This is a genomic window from Siccirubricoccus soli (assembly GCF_024178315.1).
Lineage (GTDB): Bacteria > Pseudomonadota > Alphaproteobacteria > Acetobacterales > Acetobacteraceae > Siccirubricoccus > Siccirubricoccus soli.
This window is the reverse complement of record NZ_JAMZIK010000236.1, coordinates 1-11,589: the sequence shown is the minus strand read 5'-3', so window position 1 is coordinate 11,589 and position 11,589 is coordinate 1. Positions and strand designations below refer to the sequence as shown.

Sequence of the window (11,589 nt, the reverse complement as noted above, 5' to 3'; positions counted from 1 at the left end):
GAGGGCCGGTGCGCCGGTCGGAGACGGAGGTGCGCTTCCTCCACTTGCCCACGGTCTCGGGGGTGATCCCGTAGCGGCTGGCGAGCCCTCTCAGGCTCTCTTGACTATGCTGGATCGCTCGACGGATCGCCGCTGTCGTTGTGGCGCTCCCATGATGAACCCGGCCCATAGCGCCCCTCCACGCCTGCTGAAGACCGCACCATCAAACCCCGGGTCCAAACAGCTAGCGAAGTCGCGCGCTTCCGCCCCCCGCATACAGCGGCCGCAGGAAGGACCCTGCAGCTCGCGAGCCACTGTGGCTCGGCGGCGACTGCGGCTCGGGACCCGCAGCGCGGTCACAGCTATTGCTACTATCGATACCCTACCGGATGCGGATTCCGGACCGCTACAGGACGAATTGTAACAAGCGGGCATTGCGACCGCTCTATCGCATGGGCCTCACGCAGCCTCGTCGTCGCTCTTCGACATGCGTGTGGCCGCTTCCAGCTCTGCCACGTCATCCGTGAAATCCAGGATCATCTGGATCGGCTGACCGCCGCTATGCTCGTCGTGGAAGTGATCGATGTCCTGCTTGATCTGGAAGCAGTTATTCACGATGCCTGTTCGGCGCTGCGCGAATGACTCTTCCATAAACGAGCGCGGGGCGCTATCGATATCGGCCCAGAGCGTAAGCTGAAGGCCGTTCTCGTTGATGCGGACAGAGTGTTTCGCCCGGTAGCGCCGCCCCTTAGCGTCCGTGCGCTTCTCTTGGCGCAGGCTCTCGGCCAGATCTTCCATGCAGAGCTTCACCACGTCGCGCGGCGCTGGCTTCCATAGGCCATTCTGGATAGCCCAGGCGGCCACATGATCGAGCGAAACCGGCGACGAGTCCACGGCGGCCGTGTACCGATCAAAAATCCGCTGCATCTGCTCGGAATACTTCGCCACAACGTATCTCCTGAAGCTCGGTTCTACAGATCGGCTTTGACGGCTTGGCCCCATCCATCGGTTACTGCCCGCTCGATGACATGGCGGCGGACAGGGACCTGGTACTTCCGCAGGTAGTCGTACCGCCCCATCCGGCGCTGCAGCTGGCCGACGACGATGCCTGGGTGCAGCTGCATCAGGGATGCAAAGCCGACGACGTCCCGCTCGGAGAAGTACGGGTGCTTGCGGGCGTAGAAGGAGTCCATCTTCTGCCGCGGCACGCAGAAGTCGGCAGCAGCCAGGTTGGCGACGCGCTCCTCCTGAGCCACGTCATTGCCCTCGGAGGCGCCCTCGCCGACAAGGTGGTCGATCATGCCAACCGCCGTCGCTTTGCCGTGCCCAAGGAGGACGTGCTCGATCTCATGCCGCAGTACGAACCAGAAGTTGTCCAGCCGGTCGTAAAGGGTAGACATCCCGATCACTGGTGCTTCGTCGTCGAGCCAGGTGCAGACGCCGTCGATCTTCGCGTTGGGAAGAACCTCCACGATGACGAAGCGCACACCACACTCAGCAAGGATCGCGGGCACCTCCCGAGCAGTCTCGGCTTCGACCATGAGGGCGCGAAGCCGAGGCAGTGCGGCACGCAATCTGTCGGCAGAAAACGCCGGCACCTTGATCTGCCTTGCCAACTGACGGATGCGGAACACCCAAGCCAGCTGGTGTGGGGGAGTCTCGTCGTAGTGAGTCCTCTTGGCTGCAAAGGCCACGGCACGGCTCGGCGCATCGTCGTTCGCAACCTCAAAGAAGCGTTCAATCTGCAGCTGGAGGAGCGACGCTTCGCCATCCTCGATCCATCCTCGGCGGATCATGTCACGCACAGGATAGGTGGTCTGCAGCGTGGCGCGTGTGCGAACCGCTGGATCTGGCGACTTCGCATTCGACAGATCGTAGAGGCTCTGCAGGTTTGCGAAGAACTGCGCCGGCATGTCAAAGGCATCGCCCAGCAGCCGCGCCATATCCGGGGTGATCGCGCGCTTGCCAGACAGCATGGGGCTGAGCTGTTGCTCGGTTTGACCAAGAATGAAGGCGAGATCCCGCTGGGACCAGCCCCGCGCCTCCAGCTCCATCTTGATGTACACGCCCGGCGGATCCACGCCGACATTCTGCCCATTCGTCATTCGTAACGCTCCCCGCCGGTCACCGTTGTTCCTGCAGCCCCGTGACTGTGACCTTCGTAGGGCTATCCAAGTCGTCGAGGCGGAGACGCATGCTCCAGCGGTCATTGATCCTTACGGCTGGTCCACGGCTGTCTGCCCCGCCTGCCGCACTGAAACCCAGACTTTTCCAATTTCGGAGCGCGCGCCCATCCGGGGCTGCGCGGATCATGGTGAGCCTCTGCCGCGCGGTCTGGATGACCGCAACGGGCAGCCGAGTCTCGGCAGCCCGATCGGTTTCGATCAGCGCCGCGCGCTCATCATCGAAATCAACCTCCATCAGGAGCACTTACCAGCACGTGCAGATCATGCAACACGACTTAACACAAGGCGTTTAGTCGATTCTTCTAAACGGCTGGATGGCTCGGCGGGCCAGCTTGGGTCGGCCCGACCGCCTGGCCGCACTGGCGGGAGCTGATGCAAGCCAGGCACCGCAGGCTCGGCCCCAGACACCTCGGATCAAGCCCGGCTCGATGCTGCTGCGGGAATGGCATGGCAGGACCTATACCGTGCTGGCTCTGGAGGACGGCTTCGGGATGGCGGGCCAGCGCTTTGCCTCGCTGTCGGAGGTCGCCCGCCATATCACCGGCGCGCACTGGTCCGGCCCCCGCTTCTTCGGCTTGAGGCGAGAGGGCGCCGCCGCTTCACCGCGTCCCGCCCAGGCCTCAGCCGTCGATGCGTAGCCGCCGTGCCTCCGGCCAGCCTGCCAGCCGGGCCGGCCTCCGCTGCGCCATCTACACCCGTAAGTCATCAGAGGAGAGGCTGGAGCAGGAGTTCAACTCCCTCGATGCCCAGCGCGAGGCCTGCGAGGCCTACATCCGCAGCCAGCGTCACGAGGGCTGGACCCTGCTGCCCACCCGCTATGACGATGGTGGCCTCTCCGGCGGCACCATGAACCGACCGGCCCTGCAGCGGCTTCTCGCTGACGTGGCCTCGGGCCAGGTCGATCTGGTGGTGGTCTACAAGGTCGATCGCCTGACCCGCTCGCTCTCCGATTTCGCCAAGATCGTCGAGGTGCTCGATGCGCAGGCTGCCTCCTTCGTCTCGATCACCCAGCAGTTCAACACCACCACCAGCATGGGCAGGCTGACGCTGAGCATGCTGCTCTCCTTCGCGCAGTTCGAGCGCGAGGTCACCGGCGAGCGCATCCGCGACAAGATCGCCGCCTCCAGACGCAAGGGCATGTGGATGGGGGGCTCTGTCCCTCTTGGCTACGAGGTCCGGGACCGCAAGCTGGTGGTCCACGGAGCCGAGGCAAATCTCGTCCGGCGCATCTATCGCGCCTACCTGGATCGAGGGACGGTCCGGCTGGTGCAGGAGTGGCTGGCCAGCGAGGCGATCACCGGCAGGAGTGGCCGGGCGCTGGGCCGCGGTGCGCTGTTCGACCTGCTGCGGAACCGTGTCTACCGCGGTGAGGTTGCCCATCGGGGGAACGTCTACCCCGGCGAGCGCGCGGCCATCATTGGTGCCGAGCTCTGGGAGGCTGCGCAGCAGCGCCTGGCCGAAGGCCGGACCAATCGGAAACAGGGCGGCGGCGCCAGCCATCCGAGCCCGCTGGCTGGGATGCTCACCGATCCCGCCGGCGAGGCGATGGTTGCGACCCATGCCAGAAAGGCCGGGCGACGGTATCGGTACTATGTCTCGCACCGCCTGATCACCGGCACGCGCGATGACCACGCCGATGCCCTCCGCGTGCCCGGGCCGCGCTGGAGCGGGTCGTCATCGAGAGGATCACCCGCTTCCTCACCAATGGGCCGGAGTTGCTCGATGCGCTGCGGTCCGCAGCGGTGCTTCCGGCGGAAGGTGCGGATCAGCGCCGGATCCTTCTGCAGCCCAGTGCCTGACCAGCCGCTGGCAGCAGCAGGGCCACGGCACGCAACGCGAGACCTTGTTCGCCTTTGGGGTCCAGGTTGCGGTGCAGCGGCACGAGATCACGATCCCTCTCGCACCGCGCCGGCTGGTCTCGCAGCTTGACGCGAAGCGCCTTCCAGCGATGCGCGCCGGCAGCGACGAGGGTGAGGGCGAAGATTCTCCAATCAGCCTCACGGAGCCGGTGACGCTGCGGCGGGCAGGTCGGGGATGACCCTGCTCGTGGGATCGACCGTCGCGGCGGATCGGTCGGATCCGTCACTGGTGCGGCTGGTCGCCAAAGCCTGGGCGCTGCGCGAGGCGCTGGTATCAAGCAAGGCGCCGAGCCTGACAGCCTTTGCGGCGGAGCAGGGCGTCTCGCAATCCTATGCCACGCGGCTGGTCCGGCTGGCCTGGCTCGCGCCTGATATCGTGGAGGCCATCCTTGATGGCCGTCAGCCGGCCGGCCTCACGGCCTCGGGGCTGATGCGGGATACCCACATTCCCCTTGATTGGCAGGAACAGCGCAAAGTTCTTGGTTTCGTCTGACCTGGATGTCGCCCGACCAGCATTGCCGGTAGCAGGACGGCCACCCCCAGCCCGGGCTCTCTCACATCCGATTCATCATTGACGTTGATGTGTCACGATCGCGGTGCCGGCCCTCCTGGTTGTTCTCGGACGATCCGTACTGCCGAAATGGCCTCGGGAAACAAGACGGCCGAATGGCGGCCCGGCCGGCGTCTCTCAGGTACGGTGCCGCCAAGGCTCTCGCCCGCATGGCCGGAAAGCCGGGCCTTTCGTAGGCCGCCTGCGCAAAACCCGAAATCGTCCGCGTCACTCGGACTGGCTGGTTGGGGCGCCAGGATTCGAACCTGGGAATGGCGGTACCAAAAACCGCTGCCTTACCGCTTGGCTACGCCCCATTGCCGTGCCCGGGGTGAATAGGCGGTCGCCACCCAGCCCGGCAAGTCCCCTCGGAGCGTATCTGGACGACGGGATCGTCCGGCCTCCACAACCCTGAGGGCATCGAGCCGGTCATCCCTGCAGGGATGGCTGAACGCGCCGCGGCCGCCATAGGGCGTCGTCTCCGCATCCGGTCTTACCCCCGCCCTGCCAAGATCCATCCGGATATGATCGAACCTCCGCCACGCGCCGCAGCGCCGGCAGACGGCCGATGGCAGGGCGAGGCCGCCGGCGATGCTGTGCCGGCAGGGGCGCCGCCAGATGCTCGGCCGTAGCACCACGGCGAATTCGCTGATCGCGAGCCTGCCGCTGCAGATGCGCCAGCACAGGCCCGGCAGACGAGGACTCGGCGGGCGATCCGGTCATTCGCTCCCCAGCCCGCACGGCCGCGGCCAGTGCCTGGGCGCCGCGGAAGGCAGACGGGGAGGAACCAAGCATCCATCCGAGGGCCAGGGGCAGGTCGCCGCTCAGTCAGCCGGGACAGGGTGGGGCGCGCCGCCCTCCCGCCACCAGCCGCCAGGCAGCAGTGCCGCAGCACGCCGTGCCGCCTCGGCATCGGGGAACAGGCCGAAGCAGGTGGCGCCGCTGCCGCTCATCCGGGCCAGCAGGCAGCCCGGCAGGGCCCGGATCGCCGCCAGCACCTCCGCGATCACGGGACATAGGGCGATGGCCGGTGGCTCCAGATCGTTGCGCAGCGCCGCCAGGTCCCGGGCCATTGCCGCCGCGTCGGGCCAGGCGGCGGGCAGTTCGGCCATTGGGGTGAAGCCGCCCTGCCGGGCGCGGAACACCGCGGGTGTCGCCAGCGCCACGCCGGGATTGACCAGCAGCAGCCCATACTCCGGCAGTGCCGGGGCCGGCAGCAGCACCTCGCCAATCCCCTGCATCCGTGCCGGCCGGGCAGCAAGGCAGACCGGCACATCCGCCCCCAGCCCCGCCGCGATCCCGGCCAGCCCGCCCTCGCCCAGCCCGGTGCCCCAGAGCCGGTCCAGCGCCCGCAGCGCCGCCGCCGCATCGGCCGAGCCCCCCCCGATGCCGGAGGCGACGGGCAGACGCTTCGTCAGGGTCAGCGCCGCCGCGGCCGGCCGGCCGACGGCCTCTGCCAGCGCCCTGGCGGCCCGCAGCACGAGGTTGTCCGGCTCCGCCGCCAGCCCGGCGGCGAAGGGGCCGTCGAGCGTCAGGCACAACGCCTCGCCCGGCGCCGCCGCCACCGCATCCGCCGCCGGGCCGAACACCGCCAGGCTGTCCAGCAGATGATAGCCATCCACCCGGCGGCCGGTGACGTGGAGGTAGAGGTTGACCTTGGCCGGGGCCGGCTCGGCCCCGCTCATCCTGCCGGCCTCACTGCCGCTGCGCGGTGCTGGCCGGGAAGCCGGGCAGCCCGTCGCGGAGCTTGGCCTCGATCTTCGGGATCTCCGCCGGCTCCGGCTCCATGGTCAGGGCGCGGCGCCACTGGAATTGCGCCTCCCGCTGCCGCCCCGTCGCCCAGAGCGCATCGCCCAGATGGTCGTTGATGACGCTGGAGCGCGGCTCCAGCTCCACCGCCTTCTCCAGCCAGGTGATGGCGCCGGGCAGGTCGCCGAGCCGGAACAGCACCCAGCCCAGGCTGTCGGCGATGTTGCCATCCTGCGGCCGCAGCTCCGTCGCCCGCAGCAGCATGGCCTTGGCACGGTCCAGGTTCTTGCCCTGCTCCGCCCAGCTATAGCCCAGGTAGTTCAGCACATAGGGCTGCTCGGGCGAGAGGGCGAGGGCCTGCAGCAGATCGGCCTCCCCCCGCGTCCAGTCGTCGGAGCGCTCCCGCGCGATGCCGCGGGCGTAGAAGAGCGGCCAGTCCCGTGCCTGGGCCTGGCCGCCCACGGCGCTGCGCGCGATCGCCTGGTCATAGGCGACCACCGCCTCGGCATAGCGGTCCCGGCGCCGCAGCATGTCGCCCAGCCGGGCCGGCGCCTGGGGCAGGCCGGGGCTGGCCTCGGCCAGCCGGCGGAGCAGCGCCACCGCCTCCTCCGTCCGGTCCAGCTTGTCCAGCAGGGCAGCGCGGCGCAGCCCGATCACCGGTGCCAGCGGGTCGTCCGCCGGGGTGTTGGAGAGCAGCGCCAGGGCCTGCTCCTCATGCCCCTGATCCGCCAGCGCATCCGCCGCCAGCACCACCGCGGGGACGAAGCCCGGGCGCAGCCGGAGGGCAAGCTGGGCCAGAATGAGGGCGAAATCATTCGAGCCCTGGCTGCGCAAGGCCCCGGCCAGGGCGGTATAGGCCTCGGCCATGCCTTCCGCCGGACCGGCCACGCCGCGCTGGGCGAACAGGGCGCGGCGCATCGGCTCCGCCGCCGCCAGCGCCGCATCATCCCCGCTCTCGATCACCTGGTCGAGCAGCCGGTTCGCCTCCTGCACCCGCCCGACCCGGTGCAGCACGCCGGCGGCGAGCACGGCCAGGCGCCAGGGCGGCTGCGGCTGGTCCGCCGCCGCCATGCGGGCGAAGCGCTCCGCCTCCCGCGGCCGGCCGGCGATGTCGGCGATGAGGGCGGCGTGCAGGGCGTTCAGCGCCCGCAGCCGGTTGGCCTCCGCCAGGGGGCGGAGCGTCGCCAGGGCCTGGTCCGGCTGGCCGCGGCCGAGCTGGACCCAGGCGAGCAGCGCCGGCTGCAGCACCTGCACCGGCCCGCTGCGGCCGAGCGCCTTCAGCCGCTGCTCGGCCCGGTCCCAGCGCGCCGCCTGCACATCGGCGCCGGCCAGCAGCAGGTTGGCGGCGGGGTTGTCCGGCAGGCGACGAGCCAGGCGCACCGCCTCCGCCCTGCCGTCCAGCAGGGCGGCGATGAAGGCGCGGGCCAGCAGCTCCGGCTGGTCCGGATCGGCCCGCAGCGCGGTCAGCAGATTGTCGGCCGCGACCCGGGTATCGGTCTCCGAAGCGGCGAAGCGGCCGGCGAGATAGGCGCCGTAGGCCCCGGTGATGGGAATGCCGGAGGCGCTGCGCGGCCCACGATCCCCGTTCGGTCCTCCGGCAGCGCAGGCGCCGAGCAGTGCAACAGCAAGCAGCGCAAGCCGCTGCGGAACAGCAGGAGATGGCATGGGGGAAGGCTAGCAGCGTACCCCCCGCCGCGCCACCACCGCCGGGCCGGTTGCTCCTGTGCCGGTGACGCAGGGCACAGAGCCGCGCCGGCCGAGGGCCCTAAACGCCCCGCCCATGCGAGCCGCGCCGCAGCTGCCTGGGCGCCAGCCATCCCCGGCCCCGCCAGCGCGGTTTGCCCGAACCGATCATCCGCTAGTCGGAACAGGACGGAATGGTAATGTTGGTGCTGGTAGGCGGAGGTCGGAGGCAGGTGCCCTTCGGAATCCCGCCGCGGCAGGCCGCGCCGACCCCGGCAGCCAAGCTGGCCCCGGGGGCCCGGCGGAGCGGCGCTGCGGCCTGCGAGGAATTCTCGGTGGAGGAACAGACAGGATGCGGTCCCGACTTCTGATGCTTTTCGGCCTGTGCGCAGGCCTGCTGCTCGGCCTCGCCCCGGCCTCGGCGCAGAACCGGTTCAGCCTGGTGAACAACACCAGCCAGACCGTCGAGCAGGTCTATGTCTCCCCCTCCCGCTCCTCCAATTGGGGCCCGGACGTGCTGGGCAGCGGCGTGCTGCCGGCGGGCAACAGCACCTGGATCGTGCCCGGCTTCGGCGACTGCGTGCTGGATGTGCGGGTGGTGTTCCAGGGCGGGCGGTCCGAGGAGCGGCGGCAGATCAATGCCTGCACCCTGTCCCGCATCGTCTGGGGCGGCGGGGGCGGCGGCGGTGACCCCAGCTTCCAGTTCGTGAACCAGAGCGGGATGACGGTGAACGAGCTTTACGTGTCCCTGAGCAGCGACCAGAGCTGGGGCCGCGACCGGCTCGGCAACGACGTGCTGGTGCCGGGCAACGGGGTCTGAGTCGCCCTGCCCTCCGGCAAGGTCTGCACCGTCGATGTCCGCGTGGTCTATGCCGATGGCCGGGCGGTGGAGCGTCGTGGCGTCGAGACCTGCTCGGTGCAGACCCTGAACTTCAGGTGAGTCGGCCGTAATCGCCGAATTGCGCGAAGACCTCGCGCAACTCGGCCTCGGTCAGCAGCACGGGGGAGAGGCCGGCGGCGCGCAGCGCCAGATACTGCCGGGCAAGGTTCTCCACCTCCATGGCCAGCGTCCGGGCGCCGGCAAGAGTCCGGCCGAGCGCGACGACGCCGTGATTGGCCAGCAGCGTGGCACGCCGGTCCCGCAGCGAGTCGAGGCAGGCCTCGGCCAGGGCCGCGGTGCCGAAGGTGGCGTAGGCGGAACAGCGGATATCGGCGCCGCCGCCCAGCGCGATCATGTAGTGGAAGGCGGGCAACCCCTGCCGGGCGCAGGAGAGGGCGGTGGCGAAGGGGCTGTGGGTATGCACTACCGCCCCCGCTTCCGGCCGTGCTGCGTAGATAGCGGTGTGCAGCCGCCATTCGGAGGAGGGCCGGCGGCTGCCGCGCAGCACCGTGCCTTCCAGATCGATCTCGACCAGCGCCGCGGGGGTGAGGGCGGCATAGGGCAGCGCCGCCGGGGTGATGAGGCAGCCCCGCACCGTGCGGAGCGAGAGGTTGCCGGATTTGCTCGGCATGAAGCCGAGCGCGTCCAGGGCCTGGGCGGCGGCGACCAATTCCTCCGCCGCTGCCAGGTCAGGCTCCGGCATCGCCCGACCCGCCAAGGGCTACATCCCGCCGATGTAGTTCGGCCCGCCGCCGCCCTCCGGCGTCGTCCAGTCGATGTTCTGCGTCGGGTCCTTGATGTCGCAGGTCTTGCAGTGCACGCAGTTCTGCGCGTTGATCACCAGCCGCGCCCCGGCATCGCCGGCCTCCACGCTGGCGCCCTCGCCCGTCGCTTCCGCGTCCGGCGTGCCCTTCAGCTCCCGCTCCGCCTCGGCGCCCACCGCCTCATAGACCGCGGCCGGGCAGTAGCGGCTCTCCGGGCTGCGGAACTGGTCCCAGTTCACGCCCTTCCAGCGTCCCGGATCCTTCAGCTTGAGGTGGGCGGGCTGGTCCTCCTCATGGTTGGTGTTCGAGAGGAACACCGAGGAGAGACGGTCGAAGGTCAGCACGCCATCAGGCTTCGGATAGGTGATGCGCTTCGCTTCCGAGGCCTTCTTGAGCGTCTCGTGGTCCTGGTGGTGCGTCCAGGTCCAGGGCGCCTTGCCGCGGAACAGGTAGGTGTCCAGGGCGGCGTTCACCATGCCGCCCCAGAAGCCGAATTTCTCGAAGCCCGGGCGGATGTTGCGCACGCCCTGCAGCTCGGTCCACACCCAGCTTGCCTTCAGCGCGGTCGGGTAGCTCTCCAGCACCGGCGGCCGCTCCTCGCCGGCCAGCGCCTGCACCACCGCCTCCGCCGCGACCATGCCGGACTTCATGGAGGTATGCGTGCCCTTGATCTTCGGCACATTGAGGAAGCCGGCGCAGTCGCCGATCAGCATGCCGCCCGGGAAGACCAGCTTCGGGATGGCCTGGAACCCGCCCTCGTTCAGCGCGCGCGCCCCATAGGCGATGCGCTTGCCGCCCTCCAGCATCTTCCGCACCTCGGGGTGGGTCTTGAAGCGCTGGAACTCGTCGAAGGGCGAGAGCCAGGGATTGGGGTAGTCGAGCCCGACCACGAAGCCGATCGAGACCAGGTTCTCGCCCAGCATGTAGAGCCAGGAGCCGCCATAGGTGTCGGAGGCCAGCGGCCAGCCGGTGGAGTGCCAAACAAGGCCCGGCTGGTGCCGCTCCTTCGGGATCTCCCACAGCTCCTTCATGCCAAGCGCATAGGTCTGCGGGGCGACGCCCTCGCGGAGGTTGTAGCGCTCCTGCAGCTTCTTGGTCAGGGAGCCGCGGCAGCCCTCGGCGAACAGCGTGTAGGTGGCGCGCAGCTCCATGCCCGGCTGGTAGTTCGGGCCCTTCTCGCCATCCTTCTGGATGCCCATGACGCCGGCGACGACGCCCCTCACTTGGCCGTCCTCGATGATCGTCTCGGAGGCGGCGAAGCCGGGGTAGATCTCGACGCCGAGCGCCTCCGCCTTGGCGCCCAGCCAGCGGCAGACATTGCCGAGGGAGACGATGTAATTCCCCTCGTTATGCATCTGCGGCGGCGTCGGCAGCTTGAAGGCGCGGGTCTCCGTCAGAAGCATGAAGCGGTCGTCGCGGGCGGGCGTCGCCAGGGCCGGCGGGTCGTCCCGCCAATCCGGGATCAGCTCGTCCAGCGCCCGCGGCTCCAGCACCGCGCCGGAGAGGATATGGGCGCCGATCTCGCTGCCCTTCTCCACCAGGCAGACGGCGGTGTCGGGCGCGAGCTGCTTCAGGCGGATCGCCGCCGCCAGGCCCGCCGGCCCGCCGCCCACGATCAGCACATCGAACTCCATCGCCTCGCGCTCTTCCGCCCCGGACATGCCGCTCTCCCTCCTTGTCCAGGCTCGATGTAGCGGAGGGGAGGATTGCGCGGAACCCCGCCCCCGGCCGATATGGCAGGTGGCTTGGGCAGGGATGGGCGATGGAGATGGCGGAAGCCGAGGCGGCGGCGCTGCTGGCCGCGCTCCGCCTCCAGCTCGACTGGGGGGCGGATGAGGCGCTGGGCGAGGCGCCGATCGACCGCACCCAGCCGCGCCTGGCCCCGCCGGCCCTGCCGGAGGCCCCTGCCCCCCGCCCCGCCGCCCCCGCCCCGCGGCCG

The 11,589-nt window shown here is 69.6% G+C and carries 11 protein-coding genes, 1 tRNA gene and 1 pseudogene; 4 read left to right on the top strand and 9 right to left on the bottom strand.

The genetic code is table 11. The features are described 5' to 3' along the window. The 4 genes and pseudogenes from NJ376_RS29515 to NJ376_RS27350 all read right to left on the bottom strand — a co-directional run. A pseudogene (locus tag NJ376_RS29515) lies at positions 1-169 on the bottom strand (IS481 family transposase); the annotation flags it as partial. 269 nt (positions 170-438) lie between these two features. Further along, positions 439-927, bottom strand: coding sequence for a hypothetical protein (locus NJ376_RS27360; protein WP_252956526.1), 489 nt, complete (start codon positions 925-927; stop codon positions 439-441). Positions 928-950: 23 nt separating this feature from the next. Next, positions 951-2,084: a helix-turn-helix domain-containing protein gene (locus tag NJ376_RS27355; protein WP_252956525.1), complete on the bottom strand. Its 1,134-nt coding sequence runs from the start codon at positions 2,082-2,084 to the stop codon at positions 951-953. Between the two features lie 19 nt (positions 2,085-2,103). Further along, positions 2,104-2,400: a hypothetical protein gene (locus NJ376_RS27350; RefSeq protein ID WP_252956524.1), complete on the bottom strand. Its 297-nt coding sequence runs from the start codon at positions 2,398-2,400 to the stop codon at positions 2,104-2,106. 79 nt (positions 2,401-2,479) lie between these two features. Here NJ376_RS27350 and NJ376_RS27345 point away from each other — a divergent pair, with 79 nt between their 5' ends. The 3 genes from NJ376_RS27345 (at position 2,480) to NJ376_RS27335 (ending at position 4,517) form a co-directional block, all read left to right on the top strand. Continuing rightward, a complete protein-coding gene (locus NJ376_RS27345) occupies positions 2,480-2,803 on the top strand; it encodes a DUF2924 domain-containing protein (protein WP_252956523.1) in 324 nt (107 codons plus the stop codon). Continuing rightward, positions 2,796-4,094, top strand: a complete 1,299-nt coding sequence (locus NJ376_RS27340) for a recombinase family protein (RefSeq protein ID WP_252956522.1) — start codon at positions 2,796-2,798, stop codon at positions 4,092-4,094. The genes NJ376_RS27345 and NJ376_RS27340 overlap by 8 nt, the downstream gene beginning before the upstream one ends. 105 nt (positions 4,095-4,199) lie before the next feature. Continuing rightward, entirely contained in the window at positions 4,200-4,517 is a 318-nt protein-coding gene (locus NJ376_RS27335) for a hypothetical protein (RefSeq protein ID WP_252956521.1), read from the top strand. A 299-nt stretch (positions 4,518-4,816) separates the two neighbouring features. On the opposite strand, the gene NJ376_RS27330 is transcribed toward NJ376_RS27335, so the two are convergent. From NJ376_RS27330 to NJ376_RS27320, 3 genes are all read right to left on the bottom strand, one after another. Beyond that, a tRNA-Gln gene (locus tag NJ376_RS27330) sits at positions 4,817-4,891 on the bottom strand. A gap of 507 nt (positions 4,892-5,398) precedes the next feature. Then, the gene (locus NJ376_RS27325; RefSeq protein WP_252956520.1) at positions 5,399-6,259 is read right to left on the bottom strand and encodes a 4-(cytidine 5'-diphospho)-2-C-methyl-D-erythritol kinase; all 861 of its coding nucleotides are present in this window, start codon (positions 6,257-6,259) and stop codon (positions 5,399-5,401) included. A gap of 10 nt (positions 6,260-6,269) precedes the next feature. Continuing rightward, positions 6,270-7,988: a tetratricopeptide repeat protein gene (locus NJ376_RS27320; protein ID WP_252956519.1), complete on the bottom strand. Its 1,719-nt coding sequence runs from the start codon at positions 7,986-7,988 to the stop codon at positions 6,270-6,272. A gap of 370 nt (positions 7,989-8,358) precedes the next feature. On the opposite strand from NJ376_RS27320, the gene NJ376_RS27315 reads away from it, so the two are divergent. Then, on the top strand, positions 8,359-8,826 hold the full coding sequence (locus NJ376_RS27315; protein ID WP_252956518.1) for a hypothetical protein: 468 nt from the start codon (positions 8,359-8,361) through the stop codon (positions 8,824-8,826). 112 nt (positions 8,827-8,938) lie between these two features. Here NJ376_RS27315 and NJ376_RS27310 read toward each other — a convergent pair whose 3' ends face one another. Beyond that, positions 8,939-9,589 (bottom strand): class II aldolase/adducin family protein, encoded by a 651-nt coding sequence (locus NJ376_RS27310; RefSeq protein ID WP_252956517.1) that lies wholly within the window; start codon positions 9,587-9,589, stop codon positions 8,939-8,941. A gap of 18 nt (positions 9,590-9,607) precedes the next feature. Further along, entirely contained in the window at positions 9,608-11,311 is a 1,704-nt protein-coding gene (locus NJ376_RS27305; protein ID WP_252956516.1) for an electron transfer flavoprotein-ubiquinone oxidoreductase, read from the bottom strand. Between the last annotated feature and the right edge of the window lie 278 nt (positions 11,312-11,589).